Source organism: Sphingomonas nostoxanthinifaciens, from assembly GCF_019930585.1.
In the GTDB taxonomy this organism is placed as follows: domain Bacteria; phylum Pseudomonadota; class Alphaproteobacteria; order Sphingomonadales; family Sphingomonadaceae; genus Sphingomonas_I; species Sphingomonas_I nostoxanthinifaciens.
This window is the reverse complement of record NZ_CP082839.1, coordinates 3,842,552-3,865,059: the sequence shown is the minus strand read 5'-3', so window position 1 is coordinate 3,865,059 and position 22,508 is coordinate 3,842,552. Positions and strand designations below refer to the sequence as shown.

Annotated in this window: 21 protein-coding genes; 3 read left to right on the top strand and 18 right to left on the bottom strand. The window is 68.4% G+C overall.

All coding sequences use genetic code 11. From position 1 onward, the window contains the following. Positions 1-19 precede the first annotated feature (19 nt). The 12 genes from K8P63_RS18385 to dnaN form a co-directional block, all read right to left on the bottom strand. Positions 20-721 (bottom strand): M23 family metallopeptidase, encoded by a 702-nt coding sequence (locus tag K8P63_RS18385; RefSeq protein WP_223797435.1) that lies wholly within the window; start codon positions 719-721, stop codon positions 20-22. Positions 722-792: 71 nt separating this feature from the next. Further along, positions 793-1,638, bottom strand: coding sequence for a ferritin-like domain-containing protein (locus K8P63_RS18380; protein ID WP_223799878.1), 846 nt, complete (start codon positions 1,636-1,638; stop codon positions 793-795). Beyond that, a complete protein-coding gene (locus tag K8P63_RS18375) occupies positions 1,632-2,108 on the bottom strand; it encodes a peroxiredoxin (protein WP_223797434.1) in 477 nt (158 codons plus the stop codon). The genes K8P63_RS18380 and K8P63_RS18375 overlap by 7 nt, the downstream gene beginning before the upstream one ends. Positions 2,109-2,134: 26 nt before the next feature. Then, positions 2,135-4,834, bottom strand: a complete 2,700-nt coding sequence (gene glnE, locus K8P63_RS18370) for a bifunctional [glutamate--ammonia ligase]-adenylyl-L-tyrosine phosphorylase/[glutamate--ammonia-ligase] adenylyltransferase (protein WP_223797433.1) — start codon at positions 4,832-4,834, stop codon at positions 2,135-2,137. A 270-nt stretch (positions 4,835-5,104) separates the two neighbouring features. Continuing rightward, entirely contained in the window at positions 5,105-6,475 is a 1,371-nt protein-coding gene (locus K8P63_RS18365; protein ID WP_223797432.1) for a DUF1501 domain-containing protein, read from the bottom strand. Next, on the bottom strand, positions 6,475-8,103 hold the full coding sequence (locus K8P63_RS18360) for a DUF1800 family protein (protein WP_223797431.1): 1,629 nt from the start codon (positions 8,101-8,103) through the stop codon (positions 6,475-6,477). The genes K8P63_RS18365 and K8P63_RS18360 overlap by 1 nt, the downstream gene beginning before the upstream one ends. Before the next feature lie 261 nt (positions 8,104-8,364). Beyond that, positions 8,365-9,447, bottom strand: coding sequence for a glycosyltransferase family 4 protein (locus tag K8P63_RS18355; RefSeq protein ID WP_223797430.1), 1,083 nt, complete (start codon positions 9,445-9,447; stop codon positions 8,365-8,367). 93 nt (positions 9,448-9,540) lie between these two features. Continuing rightward, positions 9,541-11,079 (bottom strand): O-antigen ligase family protein, encoded by a 1,539-nt coding sequence (locus tag K8P63_RS18350; protein WP_223797429.1) that lies wholly within the window; start codon positions 11,077-11,079, stop codon positions 9,541-9,543. A 154-nt stretch (positions 11,080-11,233) separates the two neighbouring features. Beyond that, complete coding sequence (recF, locus tag K8P63_RS18345; protein ID WP_223797428.1) at positions 11,234-12,313, bottom strand: DNA replication/repair protein RecF; 1,080 nt, start codon at positions 12,311-12,313, stop codon at positions 11,234-11,236. Then, positions 12,310-12,591, bottom strand: coding sequence for a type II toxin-antitoxin system PemK/MazF family toxin (locus K8P63_RS18340; RefSeq protein WP_263282661.1), 282 nt, complete (start codon positions 12,589-12,591; stop codon positions 12,310-12,312). The genes recF and K8P63_RS18340 overlap by 4 nt, the downstream gene beginning before the upstream one ends. A gap of 49 nt (positions 12,592-12,640) precedes the next feature. Further along, positions 12,641-12,862, bottom strand: coding sequence for an AbrB/MazE/SpoVT family DNA-binding domain-containing protein (locus K8P63_RS18335; RefSeq protein ID WP_223797426.1), 222 nt, complete (start codon positions 12,860-12,862; stop codon positions 12,641-12,643). A gap of 43 nt (positions 12,863-12,905) precedes the next feature. Beyond that, the gene (gene dnaN, locus K8P63_RS18330; protein WP_223797425.1) at positions 12,906-14,015 is read right to left on the bottom strand and encodes a DNA polymerase III subunit beta; all 1,110 of its coding nucleotides are present in this window, start codon (positions 14,013-14,015) and stop codon (positions 12,906-12,908) included. A gap of 106 nt (positions 14,016-14,121) precedes the next feature. On the opposite strand from dnaN, the gene K8P63_RS18325 reads away from it, so the two are divergent. Genes K8P63_RS18325 through K8P63_RS18315 form a run of 3 tightly spaced genes read left to right on the top strand, consistent with a single transcriptional unit; the run spans position 14,122 to position 17,080 of the window. Continuing rightward, complete coding sequence (locus K8P63_RS18325; RefSeq protein ID WP_223797424.1) at positions 14,122-14,604, top strand: hypothetical protein; 483 nt, start codon at positions 14,122-14,124, stop codon at positions 14,602-14,604. A gap of 44 nt (positions 14,605-14,648) precedes the next feature. Beyond that, positions 14,649-15,830 (top strand): 23S rRNA (adenine(2503)-C(2))-methyltransferase RlmN, encoded by a 1,182-nt coding sequence (rlmN, locus tag K8P63_RS18320; protein ID WP_223797423.1) that lies wholly within the window; start codon positions 14,649-14,651, stop codon positions 15,828-15,830. A 17-nt stretch (positions 15,831-15,847) separates the two neighbouring features. Further along, complete coding sequence (locus tag K8P63_RS18315) at positions 15,848-17,080, top strand: SAM-dependent methyltransferase (protein ID WP_223797422.1); 1,233 nt, start codon at positions 15,848-15,850, stop codon at positions 17,078-17,080. A gap of 27 nt (positions 17,081-17,107) precedes the next feature. Here the strand turns inward: K8P63_RS18315 and spt are convergent, their stop codons facing one another. The 6 genes from spt to K8P63_RS18285 form a co-directional block, all read right to left on the bottom strand. Further along, positions 17,108-18,373, bottom strand: a complete 1,266-nt coding sequence (gene spt / locus K8P63_RS18310; protein WP_223797421.1) for a serine palmitoyltransferase — start codon at positions 18,371-18,373, stop codon at positions 17,108-17,110. Continuing rightward, positions 18,370-18,624: an acyl carrier protein gene (locus tag K8P63_RS18305; RefSeq protein ID WP_223797420.1), complete on the bottom strand. Its 255-nt coding sequence runs from the start codon at positions 18,622-18,624 to the stop codon at positions 18,370-18,372. Before K8P63_RS18305 ends, spt begins: the two co-directional genes overlap by 4 nt. A 70-nt stretch (positions 18,625-18,694) precedes the next feature. Further along, positions 18,695-19,597, bottom strand: a complete 903-nt coding sequence (locus tag K8P63_RS18300; protein ID WP_223797419.1) for an NAD-dependent epimerase/dehydratase family protein — start codon at positions 19,595-19,597, stop codon at positions 18,695-18,697. After that, entirely contained in the window at positions 19,597-20,724 is a 1,128-nt protein-coding gene (proB, locus tag K8P63_RS18295; RefSeq protein ID WP_223797418.1) for a glutamate 5-kinase, read from the bottom strand. Before proB ends, K8P63_RS18300 begins: the two co-directional genes overlap by 1 nt. Before the next feature lie 10 nt (positions 20,725-20,734). Further along, on the bottom strand, positions 20,735-21,766 hold the full coding sequence (obgE, locus tag K8P63_RS18290) for a GTPase ObgE (protein ID WP_223797417.1): 1,032 nt from the start codon (positions 21,764-21,766) through the stop codon (positions 20,735-20,737). A gap of 80 nt (positions 21,767-21,846) precedes the next feature. Continuing rightward, positions 21,847-22,380, bottom strand: a complete 534-nt coding sequence (locus tag K8P63_RS18285; RefSeq protein WP_223797416.1) for a GNAT family N-acetyltransferase — start codon at positions 22,378-22,380, stop codon at positions 21,847-21,849. Between the last annotated feature and the right edge of the window lie 128 nt (positions 22,381-22,508).

The following is a 22,508-nucleotide window of genomic DNA, read 5'->3' as shown; positions in this document are numbered from 1 at the left end:
CCGCGCGCGCGGCAATGGATCACTCGTCGTTGACGTCGTCGTTCGCATCGTCGGGGCCGCCCATCGCGATCGCGCTGGAACGGGCCTCCATCGCCGTCACATAGTCGGCCGACTGGAGGAACGGGATCGGGTTGACCGCGTGGCCGTCGATCCGGACCTCGTAATGGAGATGGTTGCCGGTCGAGCGCCCGGTCGAGCCGACCAGCCCGATCAGCATGCCGCGCGTCACCTTCTCGCCCGGATGGACGAGGATGCGCGACAGGTGGCCGAAGCGCGTCTGCAGCCCCTTGCCATGGTCGACCTCGACCATGTTGCCGTAGCCGCCCGACCATTCGGCGCGATCGATCATGCCGTCGGCGGTGGCGTAGACCGGCGTGCCGAGCGGTGCTGACAGATCGATCCCGGCATGCATCGCCGCCGATCCGCGGAACGGATCGGAGCGGACGCCGAACGAGGAAGTGAAGGTGGCGGCGGTCAGCGGCTTGGACGAGGGCACGGCCATCGCGCCCGGCGTCTGGACGGTGTCGAGCCGCTTCCAGGTCATGAACAGCGAATGGAAGCGGCCATCCTCGTCGGCATTGACGACCGGCGCGTCGGGCGTCGCGGCGATATGATCGCCCTTCTGCGGTGCGGCGATAGGTGAAGCGACGGTGGGCTGGGCGACGGCGGTGATTGCGGCAACGGCAGCAAGGCCAAGCGTGAAAATCGAACGGATGGTCATTCTTGCTCCGGCGATGCGAAGGCCCGTCGCGGCATCCATGCGGACGCCGCGCGATCCTCGAGTTCAGCGTGTCACCGGAATTGCCCCTCCCGCGACGACGGGAACTTTTCTGGCGCACCGGCGTAGCCCTGCGCAACCGCCGCATAGAATTCGCAGGTCAGACCGGCAGCCGCACGCGCCGAGTCGTTGAAAGGCGGCCGCAACACTCCTGAAAAATAGCTTTCGACAAGCCGCTTCCATGCGGTCGGTGCCGATTCGGAACGGATTTCGCAGATGCAACGAAACCACCGCACGCCGGTGGCGACATGGGCCACCTCATCGGCCAGGATACGCCGCAGCAGGCGGGCCGAGGGCGCGTCGCCCGCAGCTTCGAATCGCGCGATCGTCGGCGGGGTCGCGTCGAGGCCGCGCGCCTCCAGCACCATCGGCACGACCGCGAGCCGCGCAGCGGGATCGTGCGCGGTCGCGGCGGCGGCATCCCACAACCCGTCATGCGCCGGCAGCGCGCCGTAATGGCTGCCGAGCGCGCGCAGGCGCCGGTCGAGGATGGCGAAGTGCATCGCCTCGTCGGCGGCGACTTTCATCCAGTCGTCGGCGAAGGCGTGCGGGAAGCCTGCGCCGAAGCGCGCGACCATGTCGAGCGCCAGATCGATCGCGACATATTCGATGTGCGCGAGCGCGTGGAGCAAGGCGATGCGGCTGGCGAGCGTGCCGCCACGGCCGCGGCGCGGCATCCGGCCCGGCGGGAGCAGCAGCGGATGTTCGCCGCGCGGCGGGCGATCGGGCGGGGCGGCGTCGAAGCGCCAGTCGAGCCGCCCGCATCGCCAGTCGCGCGCGACGGCGCGTGCCGCCTTCACCTTGGCGGCCGGATCGGGTGTGGAGAGCGCGGCGCACGCCGCCGCGCCAAGGCTCAGGATGGCGTGTTGCCCTTCAGCGCGCGGGCGGCGTCGAGCACCTCGGCGGCATGACCGGGCACCGACACCTTGCGCCACGCTTTCGCGATATTGCCATCGGCGTCGAGCAGGAAGGTCGCGCGCTCGATGCCCATATATTTGCGGCCGTACATGCTCTTCTGGATCCACACGCCGAATGCCTCGGTGACCGAGCCGTCGGCATCGGTGGCTAGCGGGACGGTCAGTTCGTACTTGGCGGTGAACTTGGCATGGTCCTTGGGCGAATTACGGCTGATCCCGATCAGCGCGACGCCTTCGGCCGCGAACGCGGCGGCGAGTGCGGAGAAATCCTTGGCCTCGGCCGTGCAGCCCGACGTGTCGTCCTTGGGGTAGAAATAGACCACCAGCGGCCGCTGGAGCGTCGACAGCGGCACCATGCTGCCGTCCATCATCTGCAGGGTCACGTCGGGGGCGGGGTCGCCTTCGTTCAGCATCGTCGGTCTCCGAGTTCGGCCGCTGCCTAGCCCAATCCGGCGACGCGGCGCCACTCCCCGTGAATCAATGCGCGGGCGGCGTCGTAGCGGGCGAGCAGATCGGCCCAGTCGCGCGCACCGCTCGCCTGCGCCACCAGCGCCCGCGATGGCTCGGCCGGCACCTGCGATGTCGGCGAGACGAGGCGCAACGTGACCAGCATGCGCGCGAGCAGGGCCGCCGCCTCGGCAAAGCCCGCCGCGATCAGGCCGGCCGCCTCCAGCGCCGCCGCCGCCACGCCGAGATGCGGATCGAGCCCGACGCCGTCGCGAAGCTGGAGCAGATGGACCGCGAACTCGGCATCGACCAGCCCGCCGTCGATCAACTTGACGTCGAACGGGCCGGCGGGCGGCTTGTGGGTGGCGATGTCACCGCGCATCTTGATCGCGTCGGCGGCAAGCGTCGCGGGATCGTGGCGGCGCGTCAGCGTGCGATCGATCGCGGCCTGCGCGGCATCGCGCGCCGACGCCGCGCCGAAGATCGGCCGCGCCCGTGTCAGCGCCATATGCTCCCACGTCCACGCGCTCTCCGCCTCATAGCGGTCGAAGCTGTCTAGGCTGACGGCGAGCAGCCCCTGATTGCCCGAGGGGCGGAGCCGCGTATCAACCGGATAGAGCGGCCCGGCCGCGGTCGGCACCGACAGAGCGGCGGTGACGCGCTGGGCGAGCCGATTGAAATAAGTGGTGGCGCCGATCGGGCGCGCGCCATCCGATTCGGCTAGGAAGTCGCCCGTGAACAAGTAGATCAGGTCGAGGTCCGAGGCGTGGGTCAGCACGCCCCCGCCGAGCCGGCCGAGCGCGAGGATCACCAATTCGCCGCCTGGTATGCGGCCGTTGGCGCGCTCGAAATCGGCGACTGTGGCCTGGGCGAGCGTCTCGACCGCCGCCTCGGCGACGCGTGCATAGCCCGCGCCGACGTCGAGCGGGTCGGCGTGGCCGGCGATCAATTGCAGCCCGAGCTGGAAGCGCCGCTCGCCGACCGCGAAGCGCACGCCGTCGAGCATCGCCTGATAGTCGCCGCCCGCGCCCGCCTGCGCGAATGCGGCGGAGAGCGTTGCGACGTCGGGTGGCGGGGTGAGCGCGCTGGCGTCGATCAGCCCGTCGAGCAGGCTTGCGCGCCGGCGCAATTCCTCGGCCAGTGCAGGCGCATGCGCAAGGATCGCGACGAGCTGGTCGGCGATCGCCGGGCGCGCCTCCAGCAGGCGGAACAGGTTGACCGCGCTCGGCAGGCGGCGGACGAGCTCGTCGAGCTGCGCCAGCGCCGCATCGGGATCGGGCGCGCGGCCGAGCGCCGCGATCAGGCCCGGCAGCATCGGCTCGAGCGCCGCGCGCGCCGCCGCGCTCCGCGTGGTGCGGGTGCGGCCCTCGCGCCAATCGGCAAGCCGCACGCGCGCAGCGGCAGGATCGCGGAAGCCGCTCGCGTGCAACGCCGCGTCGAGCCCCTCCGTCGCTTGGGGAAGCCCGGTCGGCGTATCCTGCTCCAGCGCGTCATAGGCGCGACCGACGCGGTCGATGTGGGGCGCGAGCCGCGCGACCAACGCGTCGCCATCGCCGAGATCGGCAAGGCGGGCGACGGCATCGAGCGCGAGCGGATCCTCGGGCAGGCGATGCGTCTGGCGATCGTCGATCATCTGCAGCCGATGCTCGATCGTGCGCAGCACGCGATATGCTTCGGCAAGCGAGGACGCCTCTTCGGGCGCGACGAAGCCCGCTTGCGCCAGCGCCGGCAGCACGTCGAGCGTGGCGGGCAGGCGGATCGACGGCATGCGCCCACCGTGGATCAGCTGGTGGACCTGCGCGAAGAATTCGACCTCGCGAATGCCGCCGCGCCCGCGCTTCAGATCGTAGCCTGGACCCGGCCGCTGGCTCTGCGCGTGATGATCGCGGATGCGGGCGGTAAGCGCGCGCATTTCGCGGATCGCACCGTAATCGAGCGCGCGTCGCCACACGAACGGGCGGATATGCGCGAGGAAATTCTCGCCCATGACGATGTCGCCGGCGGCGGCGCGCGCGCGGATGAAGGCGGCGCGCTCCCACGGCAGCGCGCTCGATTCGTAATGGGTGATGGCGAGGCCGAGCGGCACGGCGAGCGGCGTCGCCTCCGATGCCGGGCGCAACCGCAGGTCGACGCGCAGGACGTAGCCGTCGGCGGTGCGCTCCTGCAGCAAGGCGACCACGCGGCGCGCGATGCGCACCGCCGCCTCGGCCGGATCGTCACGGGCGCGGCGGGGCAGGGTGGCGGGATCGAACAGCAGGATCGGATCGATGTCCGACGAATAATTGAGCTCGCGGCTGCCCTGTTTGCCCAGCGCGAGCGCAACGAAGCCGCGCGCGGCCTCGCCCGGCGTGCGCTCGGCGATGGCGGCGGAGATCGCACGGTCGAGTGCATGGTCGGCGAAGTCGCTGAGCGCGTGGGTTACGGTCTCGAACGACGCACCGGCAAGATCGGCGAGCGCTACCGCGAGCGCGACTGCCTGCCGTTCGCGGCGCAGCGCGTGCGCAATATCCGAATCGGACGCGCTTTCCGCACGTGCCTCGGCTAGCGTGGAAATCAGGCCATCAGCGGCGAGACGTTCGACGATTGCGCCGCGTCGAACGATCAACCCGCGCAGGAAGGGCGAAGTGGCGCTCGCGCGGGCGATTGCACGGTCGAGAGCGGCCGGATCCGGGATATCGCCGGTAACTTGCATCGGCTGGGTGGAGCATGGCCGAAGCGGGCGCGCAACTCTCGCGCCACCGCCGCGTTTTCACGGCATGACAATTACGGATCAACGCGAGATGACGGGGATCAGGACGGACCGGCCACGCGTCGCCGAGATCAGGCCGACGCCAACGCATGACGGGCTGCGACGCGCGCTGAAAAGCAGCTTCGCGTCGCCGCCCGCCTTGCCGGAGGATATTGCCCGCCTTCTGGCGCGGCTGGACTGAGCAGGGTCAGCCCCGCTCAGTCCGCTTGGTCGTCAGGCGAACAGGCCGATCGGCCCGCGCCCGTTGCTGGTCCACGTCGCCCAGTTGGGGAAGACGTAGGGCATGTCGGCAGTGGCGACACCGTGCCACTGGGCGATCGCGCCGAGATATTCCTCGGTCGCAATGGTCGGGATGAAGCGGCCGTCGCCGATCGCGTCGTCCGCACCGCCCATCACCTGCGACGGATAGGCGCCGTGGACGGTCTTCGGCTTGATCGCGCCGCCGATCACCAGGTGGTTGTTGCCCCACGCATGATCCGAACCCGCCTGCGCGTTGCCGGCATAGACGCGGCCGAAGTCGCTCATCGTGAACGCGGTGACGTTCTGGCTGAGGCCCAGGCCCTTCATCGCATTGTAGAAAGCGGCGATCGCCAGGCCCAGATCGGTCAGCAGAGTCTTCTGCTGCGCGAGCTGCGCGGTGTGCGTGTCGTAGCTGCCATGGCCGACGAAGAAGCTCTGGCGCGAATGGCCGAGCGTGCCGCGTGCCTCGATCATGCGCGCAACCCGCTTCAGCTGGTTGGCGATGTCGGTGCTGAGCGCCGCGCCGGTCGTCGGGTTGACGAAATACTGATCGACGCTGCTGGTCGCCGCGAACAAGGCGTTGGCGGTGGTCGCCTGGCCGAACGCGGCCGAGATGCCGGTCGCGGTGGTGGCGGTGACCGTGCCGTAGGTCGATCCGTCGGCCAGCGCGCTCATCGCGCTGTTGCGGGTGCTGGTCGCCAGATCGGTCGCGGTGCTGGCGGCCTTGCGGACGAGCGAACCCGACGACGGGAGCACCAGTGGCGAGGAGGCCTGCCCCATCGAGATCAGGTTCGAGCCGTAGAAGGAGATCAGCGACGGCAGCGCCGGCTGGCTCGACCGATCGTAGATCCGGCCCATATAGCCGTCCGAGCTCGCCTCGCGCGCGCGCTGGCCCTGCCAGTGCGCCTGCTCGTCGGCATGGCTCATCAGGTTGACCGGCCGCAGGTTCGGCGCGTTCTGATACTGATCCTTGGTGAGCGGCTGGTAGAGCGTGCCGGTGTTCAGCACCACGTTCATCCCGCCATCGTTCCACACCGCCTGAAGCGGCTGCAGTGCCGGGTTGAGCGCATAGGTGGAGCCGGTCAGCGGAACCAGATCGCCCTTGGCCAGCACGATCTGGCTGTTGCGGGCGCTGGCATAAGCGGCGTAGCGGCTGTCGTCATACGGGATGATCGTGTTCCAGCCGTCGTTGCCGCCGAACAGGAAGATGCCGACCATCGCGCGGTAGCCGTCGGTGGCGGTGGCGAGCGCGGCCGAACGGCCGAGCTGGCTGTAGGCGGCGGCGCCGGCCGCGGTCATGCCGATCGTCTTGCCGAGCTGGCGGCGGGAAAGCATCATGTCCATCAGCGGTCAACCTGGAAAAGGGGGCTCGTGCCCACGATGTAGATGAGGGCCTGGGCGCGCATGCGCGCCTGGGTCGCGGGGTCGGCGTTGATGACCGAGGCGGCCGCGGCGGTGAGCGCGGTGCGCTGTGCCGTGGTCATCGTGCGGTTCATCATGATGAGGTCGATGCGGTCGACCATCGCGGCGATGTCGGTGCCGAGCGCTTCCCAACCCGACCAGTCGATGGTCGTGCCGGTCGAACCCATGACGGTGCTGATCGGCTGGAATTCGCCCTTGGCCGACGTCGCGTAATTGACCGTCCAGTCGTAGACCATGTTGTCGCGCGACGTGATCGTGACGGTGGTGAACAGCTTGGACACCGGCGAGAACAAGGTCGTGCTCTGCGGCAGCGGGAAGTCCGGCGGGTAGAAGTTGAACACCGACGGCGACTGCATGATCATCTGGCCGAGCGTCTTGTCGCGGTTGATGAAGACCACGCCGTCGGTCGACTTCATGCCGGAAGCGCGCGCGATGCTGGTCATCAGCAGGATCGGCTCCTTGACCTTGCCGACATTCGTGCTGCTCGGGGCGATGCGTGCTTCGCTGTCCATCAGCACGGCGCGAACCACCGCCTTCATGTCGCCGCGAACGCTGTTGCCGTTGTTGACGAACACCGCCGCGACGCGCGCGACATAGGCGGGCGTCGGGTTGGACGTGACGAGCTGCTGGATCATCCGCTTGGCGACGTAGGGCGGGGTCGAGGCGTTGTTGAACGCGGCGTCGATAACCGCGGCCACGCTGGTCGCTTCGCTGACGCCGGCCGGCACGGTGACGCCGAGGAAGGTCTTGGCGCCGGTGTCATAGAAGCCGGCGACCTGCGTCATCTGCTTCGTGTAGTCGTTGCTGTTGTCCGGCTGCTTGTAGATCGTCCAGCCGGTCAGCGCCTTCGCCGCGCCGGCGATGTCGGCAGCGGTGTAATTCGGGATCGCGGCACCGGTCGAGTCGGTGACCAGCGAGCCATCCATGTTGAGCTTGTTCGGACCCATCGAGAACAGCTGCAGGAATTCGCGAGCGTAATTCTCGGACGGCGCGACGTGCGAGCTGCCCGACATGTTCAGATAGTCGCCCATGAAGCCGAGCATCGTGACCTGAAGCAGGATGTCGCGATAATTGCCGAACGCATTGTCCAGGAAGATCTGGTTGTACGCGGCGACGCCCGCCGCGTCGGTGATGGGATCGGTCGAGGCGACGACGAACTCGGACAGCGCGAGCGCGACACGCTGGCGAAGCTGATCCGGCTGGCCGATCGTGTTCGAGTAGAACCGCATCGCGACGTTCTGGCGGTTGAACCAGCGATAATAGCAGGGCACGTCGATCGGATTGGCGTTGCACTGGTTGCGAACCGGCGCGACCGCGAGATCCTTATAGGTGCTGGAGCTCAGCGCGAACTGCTCGTCGAGCCATGCGCTGGAACCGACCGAAGCGATGTGCGCGATGAGATCGGGGGTGGCGCCGAACGTCGCCTGCTTGGCGAGGCGGCCGGCGTCGATTTCCTTGGTCGATTGGACGGCGACCGCGCTCTTGGCTTCGGTCGTAAGGCTTCCGTCGCTGCTGCTGCCGCTGCTTCCGCCGCCGCAGGCGCTTACCATCATACACGTCAACGCGATCGCGCTGACGCGGCTTGCTTGCCACGCTGACTTCACTACAAATCCCATCTGCTGGAGGTCGGTTCGAAGGAACCACCCGCGGGGTCTCACCGCTCAGATTGTCGATGTGCAGTCTTTACCGTGACACTAGTTAACAACTCGCCCAACGCGCCCAAAAAGACAGTCTACGACCGAGGTCTAATCAGGCATTCGCAGTCGTAACGAGATGAATACTGCTTTAGTCGAAATGGTTAACGCCGCATTTCATCTGTTGATGCGCGGCTTTAGAACTGCTTCCAAAGCAGTAGTCGCATCATCCCAGCTATAGTCAGTCGCGGTATGATGGGCGCAGTCGGACAGACGCCGCCAAGTCGACTCCGGCAGCGCGAAGAAGGTCTGGAGCCGATCGGCCATTGTAGCAGCATCGCCGACCGGAACGAGGAAGCCATTCTCGCCTTCCTTCAACAGATCGGGCCACGCGCCGACCGGCGTCGTGATCACCGGGGTTCGACACGCCATCGCCTCCAGCGGCGGCAGGCCGAATCCCTCGACCATGCTCGGGCACAGCCAGACGTCGCACGCGGCGTAGATGTCGCGGATCCGGTCCTGCGGCGGCAGCATGTGAAATTCGGTGCCGTCCGGCAACGGCAGATGCGGCGCCACGGGATAGCCGCCGAACACGATCAGGCGCGCCTCGGGCACCGCCTTGCGGAAGCGTTCGAACGCGGCGAAGCCGGTGCGGCAATCCTTCCAGTCTGCGACGCTGTACAGCATGCCGACGGTCGGCTGCGGCTGGCGGCCGCGCGGCGGGGCATGAAACTGGTCGGTATCGACGCTGTTCATCACCAGCGCGACATCGATGCAGCCGAATCGCTCGCGCAGCAATTCCTCGATCCAGCGCGAGATCGCGATCTTGAAGCTCGGCGCGACCAGCACCGCATCGACGCGCGCCTTGGGGATGTTGTCGAACGCCTCGTAATGCTGGATCAGGTGGAAATGACGCCCCTTCGACGGCGGCATGGCCAGCATCCACTCGGCCGTTTCCCACCAGGTCGCGATCACCACGTCGGCATCCGGCAGGTCGGACGGCACCATCGGCCGCACGCGATCGATCGTGCGGATGGTGTAGCGCGTGGGATCGAAATGCGTGGCGAGCGTGGGCACGCGCGCCGGCCAGCCCTTGCCCTTGACCAGCGAGGACAGGCGCTGGCGGAGCGTGCGCGGATGCGGCGGTCGCATCACCACCGTCACCTCATGTCCGCGCGCCCGCAATTTCTCGGCATAGATATGGACGACCCGCGCCCCGCCCGAGGCGTCGGCTTGGGGGGCGATGAACGTAATCCGCATGCAATCGACTCCAGGGGCGGTCTCGGGGAGGGCCGCAGCTGCTGCGACCACCCTAGGAAAGACGTGGTGCCCGTCGGATTGGCACAGTTTGCATCATGCCGCGCCGGTCGCCAGCGGGCCAGCCGGTGCCGAGGCGCGAATGGCACGCGGCGCGCGGGCATCCCGCGCCACCGCGCGCTTCTCCGCGCCCACCAGCCGCGAGCCGGCAAGCGCCAGCAGCAGCATATAGGGAATACGGTCGATGAAGCTCATGAAGGCGAGTTCGATCAGCACCATCGCGAGGCCGGCGAAGCAGAAGGCGCGCACCCGCTCGAAGGCAGGATCCGCGCGCGCCGGGAAGCCCGTGATCGCCTTGCGGAGCGAAGCGAGGACCAGCAGCGTCAGCGGCACCATGCCGACCAGACCCGATGTCAGGAAGAAGGTGAGGTAGGTGTTGACCAGATCGACGATGTGCTCGCCCTGCTGGATGTCGGCCAGATGGTCGAACACCGTGCTGAGCGACTGGCCGAGGATCGGATGCTGCCAGCCTTCCTGCATGCCGCGATGCAGCAGCAGCTGACGATAATCGTAATATTGCCCGGCCACCGGCTGCGCGTCGAGGTTGAGGAATGCCGATACGCGCGGCGAGACCTTCGCGATCGCCAGCAGCGCGACGCTGCCCAGCAATGCGGTGCCCAGGGTCGCGACGACATAGCCCCATTTGCGCCAGACCACGCACAGCATCAGCACGCCGAACACCACGCAGGCGAGGTTGCCGCGCGATTGCGGCGCGAGCAGCCCGAGCAGCGCCAGCACGAGAAATCCGAAATGCGCGATCCCGGTGCGGTAGAGCCGCTTGGTGCAGGCGATCGCGAGCAGCCCCAGCGACATGTAGCAAGCAAGGTTCAGCGGCGTCATCATCGTCACCGACGCACGCAGCGCACCGCCGCGCAGGCCAGCATTCTTGGACATGCCGCTGGTCGTGCCGAGATGCATCGACACATAGTCGAACAGCGACCATGTGGTGCGCGCTTCATAGACGGCATAGACCGCGAGAATGATCGAGGAGGCGCCGAACACGCCGATCAGCTGGGCGAATTCGCGCGTGTCGCGGACGTAGCGGCGCAGCAGCCAATACGGGAAGACCATCAGCAGCGCCTGCGCCGTCAGGTTGCGCAGGAAGCCGCTGGTCGATGGGAAGCGGCCGATGCCCAGCCACAGGATCAGGAACGTCACCAGCACCACGCCGTCTTCGGCGGTGAAGCCGCGCGGGCCGCGCATACGCTCTTCGGCGCCGAATCGCAGCTTCAGCGCGAGGACCACGCCCAGCCCCAGCACGTCGGACGTGTAGAATTGGGTGATGTAGGCCGGCCCGATATGCGCGCTCCACCCCACGAACGGGATCAGCGCGGTGAACAGTACGTAGCGGCACATCGCATCCATGCGATCACGGACCGATGCCACGAAGATGACCAGCAGGACCGGGAAGAAGTATTCCGCGGAGGGAAGCACGAACTCCGCGATGGTCGCGATGCAGAACGACACCGCGAAATTGGGGCCGATCAGCCGCCGCAGCTGCGCGGTCGCCATCATGTACAGCGGGACATAGGCCACGAAGAACAGGATCAGGACGAAAATCAGGTTCTTCGTCACCACATTCTCCTTCGCCCGACGCCGCCGGCCCCGCGAACCGGGCGCGCTTCGGCGCCGTTCTCACCCGTGCACACCGACCCTCTCCGCGGTCGTCGGTACGGCGCGGTCGGTAGAATAGCCACGACCACGATGCCACAGGAAAGGTTGAATTCTTCTATACGATCGGCGGCGGCCCGAGCGCCAGCAGCCACGCGCCGGCGGGGGCGTCGGCAAACGGCGCGGGCTCGGTGCCGGTCATCCATACCTGGCCGCCCGCCGAGTCGAGCCGCTCGAACAAGGCGGCGCGGCGGCGCGGATCGAGATGCGCCGCCACCTCGTCCAGCAGCAGGATCGGCCGGCTGCCGCGCGCCGCCGCCACCAGATCGGCATGGGCGAGCAGCAGACCGAGCAGCAGTGCCTTCTGCTCGCCGGTCGAGCAGAGTGCGGCCGGCAGCCCCTTGTCGAGATGCGTCACGGCAAGGTCGGAGCGATGCGGCCCGGCGAGCGCGCGCCCTGCCGCCGCATCGCGACCGCGGCTCGCCCGCAGCTCCGCCGCCAGCGCCGGCGCGGGTTCGTCGGCCGCGGCCTGCCAGCCGGTGAGCGCGATGCCGGCGCGCGCGAACGGCCCCGGCGGCTGGTCGATCAGCCGCGCCGCCAGCGCGGCGACGGTGGCCGCGCGCGCGGATGCGATCGCCGCGCCATGCTCGGCCATTCCCGCCTCCAGCGCGGACAGCCACGCTGGATCGGTGCCGTCCGGCTCGGCGAGCAATTTGTTGCGCGCGCGCATCGCGGCTTCGTAGCGGGTCGCGCGGGTGGCGTGGCCGGGATCGCGTGCGAGCACCAGCCGGTCGAGGAAGCGCCGCCGGCCGCCGGCGCTCTCGGCGAACAACCGGTCCATCGCCGGCGTGAGCCACAACAAAGCGAGCCACTCGCCCAGCGCCGCCGCGGCCGCCCCGGCGCCGTTGATCCGGACCTGCCGCCGCTCGGGCGCCGCCGCGAGCGTGCCGGTGCCGAGGGTCGCCTCGGCGTCGAGCGTCGTTGCGATCGCGAAACCGCCCGGCCCGTCGCCGCGCGCCATTTCGGACAGGGCCGCACCGCGCAGGCCGCGGCCGGGCGCCAGCAGCGACACCGCCTCGAGGATGTTGGTCTTGCCCGCGCCATTCTCGCCGGTGAGGATCACCAGCCCCGGCCCGGGGGCGATCACCAGATCGGCATGATTGCGGAAGTCGGTGAGCGCGAGGCGGGTGAGCGTCACGGCCCGTCGAACAAAGCGGCGTGAACGTGATCACGAACGGTCCGCCAAGTTAGCGCATCGAGCCGGCCGAGTAGGGTCGCGGCGCCGGCCTCGACGGCGGCGATCTTCGCGGTGCGTACCTTGGACGGGATAAGCAGACCAAGCCCCTGCCAGTCGTCGATCGGCACGTCCCCGGGCCATGCCGCCCGATCTGCGTTGGTGATCATCATCGTCCAGATGAGCAGCCCTTCCAGTCCGAGAGGACGCTTCGACACGACCAGCGCGGGCCTGGGCACCATTACTGGGCGCTCGACGTGCGGGAAGGGCACCCGCACGATGCTTCCCGCCTCAAAGATCGTCGTAGACCGAGTCGAGTTCGTCCGCCCATTCGGTGAACATCGCGAACGGATTATCGAACGGATCGGCCGACACGGGCGCCGCGCGCGTCACGATGACGCGGTCGCCGTCGATCTGATAGGCCAGCCGATCCCCTTCCTTCACGCCCAAAGCGGCGCGCACCGCACGGGGAATGGTGGTCTGGGCCTTGCTGCTGAGCCGGCTGTGGATCATGCCATCAAGGTAAGGAAATTCCCTACTTCCGGCAAGCGGCCGGTCAGACGCGCATCGGCATCAGCACGTAGAGCGCGGGCGCGGTGTCGTTCTCGCGAATCAGGGTCGGCGCGGCGGCGTCGGCGAGATGGACCTCGACCATGTCGCCGTCGATCTGCGCGAGGATGTCGAGCAGATAGCGCGCGTTGAAGCCGATCTCGAACGGCAGCGAGGTATAGTCGCCCGGCACTTCTTCGGCCGCCGTGCCGTTCTCCGGGCTGGTGACCGACAGGGTGATCTTGTCGCGCTCGAGCGCCATCTTGACCGCGCGGGTCTTCTCGCTGGCGATCGTGGCGACGCGGTCGACGCCGTCCTCGAAGCTGCGCGGATCGAGCTTGAGCAACTTGTCGTTCGCGGTCGGGATGACGCGCGAATAATCGGGAAAGGTGCCGTCGATCAGCTTCGAGGTGAGGATCGCGGTGCCGAGGCCGAAGCGGATCTTGGTGGGCGAGAGCGACACTTCGACCGAACCGTCGACCTCGTCGAGCAGCTTGCGCAGTTCGGCGACGCATTTGCGCGGAATGATGACGTCGGGCATCCCCTCGGCGCCGTCGGGGCGCGGCACCGTCACGCGGGCGAGGCGGTGGCCGTCGGTCGCGGCCGCCTTCAGCACCGGCGTCGCATCGTCGGCGACGTGGAGGAAGATGCCGTTCAGATAATAACGCGTCTCCTCGGTCGAGATGGCGAAGCGCGTCTTGTCGATGATCTGCTTCAGCGTCTCGGCTGGCAGGTCGAAGCGCGTCGGCAGCTCGCCTTCGGCGATCACCGGGAAATCCTCGCGCGGCAGCGTCTGCAGGTTGAAGCGGGCGCGGCCCGCCACCACCAGCATCTTGCCCTCGGCCGCCGACAGCTGGACCTGCGAGCCTTCGGACAGCTTGCGCGCGATGTCGAACAATGTGTGCGCCGAAACCGTGGTCGCGCCCTGCGTCTCGACCTGCGCCGGGATCTGCTCGACGATCTGCAGATCGAGGTCGGTCGCCATCAGCCGCAGCCCGTCCGGCCCCGCCTCGATCAGCACGTTCGACAGGATCGGAATCGTATTACGCCGTTCGACCACCGATTGGACATGGCCCAGGCTCTTCAAAAGGGTCGCCCGCTCGATCGTCGCCTTCATCATTCGCCCCACACACTCTTGGACGATCGTTATAGCGCTGACGCTTGGACGTGCCAGTAGCTTCGCGACAATTGCGTTTCCTGCGTCCCTTGCGCATCGGGGTGTGATGGATTTGCGCTGGACAGGGCTGTTCGCGCTCGCGCTCGTCGCCAATGCGCCGCAGCCGGGGCGGGTGCTGATCGGCCGCTATGGCGGCTGGGCGGCGTTCCGCGAGGGTGCGACCTGTTTCGCGGTCGCCTTGCCGCGCGAGCGCGCCGGCGGGGCGGAGCCGCCGTTCCTCGCTTTCACCCGGCGCGTGGACGCGGCCGTGCCGGTGGCCTTGTTCGTCCGGCTGAGCCACCCGTTCGAGTCGCGCGCGCCGGTGACGTTGCTTGCCGCCGGCCGCACGTTCGTATTGCGTGCGAACTCGGACGGCGCATTCGCGGATAGCCCGCGCGAAGAACTGCGCATCCTCGCCGCGGTGCGGGCCGCGAACCGGCTGGAGGTGCGCGCGACCGGCGCCCGCGGGCGGGCATTCGGCGACGTCTACGATCTCGCGGGCGCGCCGAGCGCGATCGATGCGGCGATCCTGGCGTGCGGCACGCGCTGACAGCCCTTTTGCCGCCGCACTTCGGCGCTATATGGCGTTCGTCAATGAACGCGCCGATGCCCATTCCCGGTCTGGTCGATCCCGTCCCCGTGCCGCGCCCCGCGGTTGCGCGCGCCGACGGCCGCGTCGACCTGATGGGCTTGCCGCGCGAGAATCTGCGCGCGCTGCTGATCGACGCCGGGCTCGATCCCAAGCAGGCGAAGCTGCGCGCCAAGCAATTGTGGCACTGGATCTACAATCGCGGCGCCACCGATTTCACGGTGATGACCGACATCGCCAAGGCGATGCATCCGTGGCTGATCGAGCGATTCGTGATCGGCCGGCCCGAGGTGGTCGAGGCGCAGCTTTCGAGCGACGGCACGCGCAAGTGGCTGCTGCGCTCGGACGACGGCCAGGATTACGAGATGGTGTTCATCCCCGACGCCGATCGCGGCACGCTCTGCGTGTCGAGCCAAGTGGGGTGCACGCTCAACTGCTCCTTCTGCCATACCGGCACGATGCGGCTGGTCCGCAATCTGACGGCGGGCGAGATCGTCGGCCAGGTCATGCTCGCGCGCGACACGCTGGGCGAATGGCCCAGCCAGCCCGAGGGGCGATTGCTCACCAACATCGTGCTGATGGGCATGGGCGAGCCGCTCTACAATTTCGACAATGTCCGCGATGCACTGAAGCTAGTGATGGATGGCGACGGGCTCGCTCTATCCAAGCGGCGCATCACGCTCTCCACCAGCGGCGTGATCCCGATGATGGCGCGCGCGGGCGAGGAAATCGGCGTCAATCTGGCGGTCTCGCTCCACGCCGTCACCAAGGACGTGCGCGACGAGCTGGTGCCGCTCAACAAGAAATACGGGCTGGACGATCTTCTCGCCGCTTGCGCCGCCTATCCGGGCGCGAACAATGCGCGCCGCATCACCTTCGAATATGTGATGCTGAAGGACAAGAACGACAGCGACGCTGACGCGCACGAACTCGTCCGCCTGCTGCGCAAGCACAAGCTGCCGGCGAAGGTGAATTTGATCCCGTTCAATCCGTGGCCGGGGTCGAACTACGAATGCTCGACGGCCGAGCGGATCCGGCGTTTCTCGGACATCGTGTTCGAGGCGGGCATCTCCGCGCCGGTGCGCAGCCCGCGCGGCCGCGACATCATGGCGGCGTGCGGCCAGCTCAAGTCCGCATCCGAAAAGAAGAGCCGCGCCCAGCGCGATCGTGAAATGGCGGTGGTCTGACGTAGATGGCGGCAGGAATGGGGCTGTTCGACCGGGCCTTTACCCGGTTGATCAAGGCAGGCGAACTCACCGCGATCGACCGCCACGGCGGCGAACATCGCTATGGCGCACCCCATCCCGGCCGTGATCCGGTCGTCATCCGGTTCATTGACAGGCGGACCCCGTCGCGCATCGTCGCACGACCGTCGCTCGGCGCCGGCGAGGCCTATATGGACGGCCGGCTGTTGATGGAGCGGGGCGATGTCCATGCTTTGCTCGATCTCGTCACCTGGAACACGCGGTTCGAGACGCGTGGCGCCAAGCGCCGGCTGGAGTCGCGCAGGCGCTTCTTCGGCGATACGTTCGGCTGGTTGCGGACGCTGAACCATGAGCGTCGGTCGAAGCGGAACGTCGCGCATCATTACGATCTGTCGGCCAAGCTCTACGATCTCTTCCTCGACGCCGATCGCCAATATAGCTGCGCCTACTTCACCGACCCCGCGCACGAGACGCTCGAGCAGGCACAGCTGGACAAGAAGGCGCACATCGCCGCCAAATTGTACCTGAAGCCCGGCCAGCGCGTGCTCGACATCGGCTGCGGCTGGGGCGGCATGGCGCTCTATCTCCATCGCACCACGGGCGTCGATGTGCTCGGGATCACGCTGTCGGAAGAGCAGCTCAAGATCGCGCGCGAGCGCGCCGCGGCCGCGGGCGTCGCCGATCACGTGAAGTTCGAGCTGGTCGACTATCGCGCGCTGGAAGGACGGTTCGACCGGATCGTCTCGGTCGGCATGTTCGAGCATGTCGGCCCGGCCCATTTCCGCACCTTCTTCTCCAAGTGTCGTCGCCTGCTCGCCGAGGACGGCGTGATGCTGCTGCATACGATCGGGCGCATGGGGACGCGTCGGCCGACCGACGCGTGGACCACGAAGTATATCTTCCCCGGCGGATATATACCGAGCCTGTCGGAGATTGCGGAGGCGGCCGAATCGGCGCGGATGATCTGCTCCGATGTCGAGTCGCTGCGGCTTCATTATGGCTACACGCTGGAACATTGGCTGCGGCGCACGCAGGCGCACCGCCCCGAGATCGAGGCGATGTACGATGCGCGCTTCTACCGCATGTGGGAATTCTACCTCGCCGGATCGGCGACCGGCTTCTTCAACGGGCAGATGCTGAACTATCAGCTGCAATATGTGCGCGACCGCACCACGCTGCCGATCACGCGCGACTATATGGCGGCGGCGGAGCGCCTGCTGCTGGTCGATTGACCGCCCGGCGCCATGCGCCGGAGCATATCAGCCGATGCAGCCGACCGCCCGGCCCGCCGCCGCGAAGATGCCGAGGATCTGGTCGACCTGCGCGTCCGAATGCTCGGCGCACAGCGAGCAGCGCAGCAAATAGGTGCCGGCCGGGGTCGCCGGCGGGCGCGCCATGTTCACGTAGAGGCCGCCTTCCAGCAGCGCCTGCCACAGCAGAACGGTGGTCTGCTGGTCGGGCATCATCACCGCGATGATCGCCGACTGCGCGGTCTCGGTGGCGATGGTGTAGCCCATCTCGCGCAGGCCGGCATGCAGCCGCCGGCTGTTCTTCCACAAATGCGCGCGCTTGTCGGCGGCGTGCATCAGCTTGCGGATCGAGGTGGCGGCGGTCGCGACCACGCTCGGCGGCAGCGAGGCAGTGAAGACATAGGGCCGGCAGACGAGGCGCAGCACCTCGAAATCGGGATGGTCCGAGACGCAGAAGCCGCCGACGGTGCCGACCGACTTGGAGAAGGTGCCGACGACGAAATCGATATCGTCCTCGACCCCCAGTTCCTCGTACACGCCGCGGCCGTTCTTGCCGAAGAAGCCCATGCCGTGCGCCTCGTCGCACAGGATCATCGCGCCGTGCTTCTTCGCGACCGCCACCATCTCGGGCAGCGGTGCGATGTCGCCGAACATCGAATAGACGCCTTCCAGCACGACCAGCTTGCCGGCCTCCTTGGGCAGGCGGCCGAGGCGCTTGTCGAGATCCTCGACCGAATTGTGGCGGAAGCGCACGATATCGGCATTGCCGAGCCAGCAGCCGTCGTAGATCGACGCATGGCTGTCGGCGTCGAGGATGATGTAGTCGCCCTTGCCCGCCAGCGTCGAGATCACGCCGAGATTGGCCTGGTAGCCGGTCGAGAAGACGATCGCGCTCTTGGTCCCGTAGAACTCGCGGAGGGCGGCCTCGACCTCGGCGTGGCCCTGATAGGTGCCGTTCAGCACGCGGCTGCCAGTGGTACCGGCACCGAATTCGTCGAGCGCGCGCTTGCCGGCCGCGACGACGTCCGGATCGAACGTCATGCCCATATAATTGTAGGTGCCGAGCAGGATCGTCTCGCGACCCTGGATCACCGCCAGCGTGGGCGACTTCACCTCGGTCATCACGATCGCGAACGGATCGCGCACGCCGGTGGCGAGCAATGCCTCGCGCTCGCGGATCAGCGGCTGGAACTTGGCAAGCAGATCGTGATTGCCCGCCGGGCTCGGCAGGTTGGCGAGGCTCACATCCTCGGGCGTGTCGATCGCGTCGGTCATGCGGCGGCTTCGTCCTGCAGCTTGGCGACGGCGTCGACCAATTGTCCGATCGTCTCGATTTCGGCCTGCATGTTCATGGTGATGAGGATGTCGAACTCGTCCTCGACCGCCGCCACGAAGTCCATCACCGTCAGGCTGTCCCATTCGAGGTCGCCGCTGAAGGTGGTCGCGTCGGTCAGCGCGACGCCCTTCTTGTTGAACGGCGCGATCTGCTGGGTCACGCGGGTGAAGATCTGGTCGCGGTCGCTCATGGGGTCCATGTCTTACGGAAGGAGGGGCGCCTCTGCCAAGCGAATGCGGCGGCGATATGGCCCGTGGCCGCTAGAGCCAGCCTGCTTGCTCGTACCAGCGCGCAGTGGCGGCGAGGCCGGTCGCGCCGTCGATCTTCGGCTGCCACAAGTCGGCGGGCGGGCGGGCATGCGGCGCGGCGGTCCAGTCGGGGTGGCAGAAATAGGCGACGCGGTCGCGCGTCAGCTTGGCCTTGTCGCGACGGATGGTGCGGTCCGCCCACGAGCCGGCCAGCAGCAGCACCTTGGGGATCGACAGAGGCAGCACGCGCCGCCCGACCGCTTGGCCGATGGCGCGCGCGAGCTCGGGCGCGGGCCAGCCGCCCGAGCGGCCGTCGTCGGGCTCGTACAGGCGGTTGAAGCTCGCGGATGCGTCGAGACAGACGAGCATCAGGTCGGCAAGATCCTCGACCGCGATCAGCGACAGGCGCACGCCCGGCGGCAGCGGCACCACCCTGCGCCGTGCCCAGCGGAAGAGCTCGAGCATCTCGCGGTCGCGCGGGCCGTAGATTGCCGGCGGACGGATGATCGTCCAGTCGCCACCGGCCGCGACCACCGGATCCTCAGACTCGCGCTTCGACCAGCCGTAGGTCGAAAGCTGCGGCTCGCGTGCCGCAAGCGACGAGACGTGGACGAAGCGCCGGATACCGGCTGCGCTCGCCGCGGCAACCATTGCGTCGGTGCCGGCGATATTGCCCTTCGCGAAGGCGGCGGCGTCGCCATTGATGACCCCGGCGATGTGGATCACCGCGTCGCAACCCTCGACCAAGGCTGCGAGGCTCGCCGGCCGGTCGAGTGCGCCGGGCACCCAGGCAACGCCAGCACGCGGCGGCTGCTCGCGCCGGGCAAGCGCCCGCACCTGATGCCCGGCGGCGAGCGCGCGCTCGATCAGGGTCGAGCCGACGAAGCCGGTGCCCCCGGTCACCGCCAGCCGCATCACAGCAGCACCAGATGGTCGCGATGCACCAGGGCCGCGCGCGGGGCATAGCCGAGCAGCTCGGCTTGGGCGTCGTTGCGGCGGCCGGCGATGCGGCGCGCGTCGGCGGCGTCATATTCGGACAGGCCGCGCGCGATCGGGCCGCCGCCCTCGTCGGCGATCTCGATCACGTCGCCGCGCGCGAACGCGCCCTCCACCCGCCGTGCGCCGGCAGCGAGCAGGCTCGCGCCCTGCCGCAGCGCCTCGACGGCGCCCGGATCGACCACGATCCAGCCGCGCGCGGTCAGTCGCCCGGCGAGCCACGCCTTGCGCGCGCTCGTGCTCGGTCGCGCCACGAACAAGGTGCCGCGCCCGTCGGCGACGAAGGCAGAGAGCGGGCGGTCGCGCTTGCCCGATACGATGGCGAGATGCGCGCCGCCGGTCTGCGCGATCTTGGCCGCCGCGAGCTTCGACACCATCCCGCCCGATCCCATGCCGGAGGCCGAGCCGCCATCCGCCATCGCGCGGATGCGCGCATCGATCTCCTCGACCACGGGCACGAGCGTCGCGGCGGGATCGCGCTGCGGATTGGCGGTGTAGAGCCCGTCGATGTCGGACAGCAGGATCACGCCCTGCGCGCCCGACGCCTGCGCGATGCGCGCCGCCAGCCGATCGTTGTCGCCGAAGCGGATCTCCTCGGTCGCAACCGAGTCGTTTTCGTTGATGACCGGCACCACGCCGAGCGCCAGCAGCCGGTCGAGCGTCGCCGAGGCGTTGAGGTAGCGGCGGCGATCCTCCAGATCGTCGAGCGTCACCAGCATCTGCGCGGCGGTGAGGCCTTCGGCGTGGAGCAGCTCGGCCCAGGCGTGGCTGAGGCCGATCTGGCCGGTCGCGGCGGCGGCCTGCGCATCCTCGAGGCTCGCGCGGCCGCCCTTGGCAAGGCCGAGCCGCCGTGCGCCGAGCGCGATCGCGCCCGACGAGACGATCGCCACCTGCTGGCCGGCACGCACGCGTTCGGCGACGTCGGCGACGATACCCGCCAGCCAGTCGCGGCGGATCGCACCGGCCGGGTCGACAAGCAGGGCCGAGCCGATCTTGACGACGAGGCGCGGGCAGGCGGCGGGCGCGAACCGATCGGCGATCGTCATGCGGCTGCGCCTAGACCGGCGACCACGTGTCGGGTTCGGGCGCTTCCTTCGCCTCGATCGGGGCGAGCGCCGCGACGATCCGGTCGAGCGCCTCGTCCACGCCGGTGCCGCCCGCGCCGGACAGCAGGAGCGGCTCGACGCCCGATGCCTTGGCGAGCTTCTTCGCGATCTTGGCCACGTCCTTCGGGTCGAGCGCATCGACCTTGTTCAGCGCCAGGATCTCGGGCTTGTCCTCCAGCCCGGCGCCATAGGCGTCGAGTTCGCCGCGCACGACGCGCCACGCCTCGATCGGATCGTCCTGCGTGCCGTCGACCAGATGCAGCAGGATCCGGCAGCGCTCGATATGGCCGAGGAAGCGGTCGCCGATGCCGGCGCCGTCGGCAGCCCCCTCGATCAGGCCGGGAATGTCGGCGATCACGAATTCGCGGCCGTGGCGGCTGGCGACGCCGAGCTGCGGGCGGATGGTGGTGAAGGGATAATCGCCCACCTTCGCCGCGGCGTTGGTGACGGCATTGATGAAGGTCGACTTGCCGGCATTGGGCAGGCCGACCAGCCCGGCATCGGCGAGCAGCTTCAGCCGCAGCCAGACATACATTTCCTGGCTCGGCCAGCCGGGCCCGTGCTGGCGCGGCGCGCGGTTGGTCGAGGTCTTGTAGCTGGCATTGCCTCGTCCGCCGTCGCCGCCGCGCAGGAACACCACGCGCTCGCCCGGCTTGGTGAAATCGGCGAGTATCTCTTCCTTGTCTTCCGACAGCACCTGCGTGCCGACCGGCACCTTGATGATCAGGTCTTCGCCGCCCGCGCCGGTGCGGTTGGTGCCGGCCCCGCTTTCGCCGCGCGGTGCGCGGAAGTGCTGGGTGTAGCGAAAATCGATCAGCGTGTTGAGGCCGGTGACCGCCTCGAAGATGATGTCGCCGCCCTTGCCGCCGTTACCGCCGTTGGGGCCGCCATATTCGATATATTTTTCGCGCCGGAACGACACCGCGCCGGGGCCGCCGGCACCGGAGCGGACGAAGATCTTGGCCTGGTCGAGAAAATGCATCGGATTCGCTTATCGCAAGAGAAGAGGGAGTGGCACCCCCAAGCGTCACCCCGGAACGCGTCCGGGGGTGACGATATGGTTCAGGCAGCGAGCGCCGGCGCGGCCGGCTCGACGCGGTCGCGCGTGAACTGGTGCACCTCCAGCGTCTCGCCGCGGCCGAGGCTGTGCAGCCGCGCCTGCAGGCCGGGGCGGAAGCCCAGTTTGCCGAGCACCCGGCCCGACGCCGGATTGTCGAGCGAGTGGCTGGCCCGAAGCCGCGGCAGCCGCAGGCTGGCGTCGGCCAGCGCACACACCGCGCGCCCCGCCTCGGTCGCGAAACCCTGGCCCCAATATGCGCGCGCGATCCAGTAGCCGAGATTGGCGTCGCCCTCGCTCTCGCCGTCGAGCGCGATGCCGCCGATCAAGGTGGCGCCGTCGCGCAGGAAGATCAGGAAGCGTGGCCGGCCGGGCTCCTGCGGCAGCGCCAGGAACGCCGCCGCATCCGATTCGGCGTAGGGATAAGGCACCCGCGCCAGATTGCGGGCGATCGCAGCCTCGCCAATGGCGGCGGCGAGGACGGGGGCGTCCTCCGCCCAGCCGGGCCGCAGCAGGAGTCGTTCGGTGATCGCGAACATACCAGGTCTCCCTGTCTGGCTTGTGTTGCTCACGGATGACGCCGTGGCCACAAAGCGCTTCTTGTCAGGGAGACACGAAAAAGGGAGGCGGGGCGTCCCGTCTCCCTGATGGCTCACATGTGAGCCCC

Bases quoted from the DNA above. Each gene is read 5' to 3' on its own strand.
- K8P63_RS18385 (WP_223797435.1), bottom strand. From the start codon at position 721: ATGACCATCCGTTCGATTTTCACGCTTGGCCTTGCTGCCGTTGCCGCA.
- K8P63_RS18375 (WP_223797434.1), bottom strand. From the start codon at position 2,108: ATGCTGAACGAAGGCGACCCCGCCCCCGACGTGACCCTGCAGATGATG.
- glnE (WP_223797433.1), bottom strand. From the start codon at position 4,834: ATGCAAGTTACCGGCGATATCCCGGATCCGGCCGCTCTCGACCGTGCA.
- K8P63_RS18365 (WP_223797432.1), bottom strand. From the start codon at position 6,475: ATGGACATGATGCTTTCCCGCCGCCAGCTCGGCAAGACGATCGGCATG.
- K8P63_RS18360 (WP_223797431.1), bottom strand. From the start codon at position 8,103: ATGGTAAGCGCCTGCGGCGGCGGAAGCAGCGGCAGCAGCAGCGACGGA.
- K8P63_RS18355 (WP_223797430.1), bottom strand. From the start codon at position 9,447: ATGCGGATTACGTTCATCGCCCCCCAAGCCGACGCCTCGGGCGGGGCG.
- K8P63_RS18340 (WP_263282661.1), bottom strand. From the start codon at position 12,591: ATGGTGCCCAGGCCCGCGCTGGTCGTGTCGAAGCGTCCTCTCGGACTG.
- K8P63_RS18335 (WP_223797426.1), bottom strand. From the start codon at position 12,862: ATGATCCACAGCCGGCTCAGCAGCAAGGCCCAGACCACCATTCCCCGT.
- dnaN (WP_223797425.1), bottom strand. From the start codon at position 14,015: ATGAAGGCGACGATCGAGCGGGCGACCCTTTTGAAGAGCCTGGGCCAT.
- K8P63_RS18325 (WP_223797424.1), top strand. From the start codon at position 14,122: ATGGATTTGCGCTGGACAGGGCTGTTCGCGCTCGCGCTCGTCGCCAAT.
- rlmN (WP_223797423.1), top strand. From the start codon at position 14,649: ATGAACGCGCCGATGCCCATTCCCGGTCTGGTCGATCCCGTCCCCGTG.
- K8P63_RS18315 (WP_223797422.1), top strand. From the start codon at position 15,848: ATGGGGCTGTTCGACCGGGCCTTTACCCGGTTGATCAAGGCAGGCGAA.
- spt (WP_223797421.1), bottom strand. From the start codon at position 18,373: ATGACCGACGCGATCGACACGCCCGAGGATGTGAGCCTCGCCAACCTG.
- K8P63_RS18305 (WP_223797420.1), bottom strand. From the start codon at position 18,624: ATGAGCGACCGCGACCAGATCTTCACCCGCGTGACCCAGCAGATCGCG.
- K8P63_RS18300 (WP_223797419.1), bottom strand. From the start codon at position 19,597: ATGCGGCTGGCGGTGACCGGGGGCACCGGCTTCGTCGGCTCGACCCTG.
- proB (WP_223797418.1), bottom strand. From the start codon at position 20,724: ATGACGATCGCCGATCGGTTCGCGCCCGCCGCCTGCCCGCGCCTCGTC.
- obgE (WP_223797417.1), bottom strand. From the start codon at position 21,766: ATGCATTTTCTCGACCAGGCCAAGATCTTCGTCCGCTCCGGTGCCGGC.
- K8P63_RS18285 (WP_223797416.1), bottom strand. From the start codon at position 22,380: ATGTTCGCGATCACCGAACGACTCCTGCTGCGGCCCGGCTGGGCGGAG.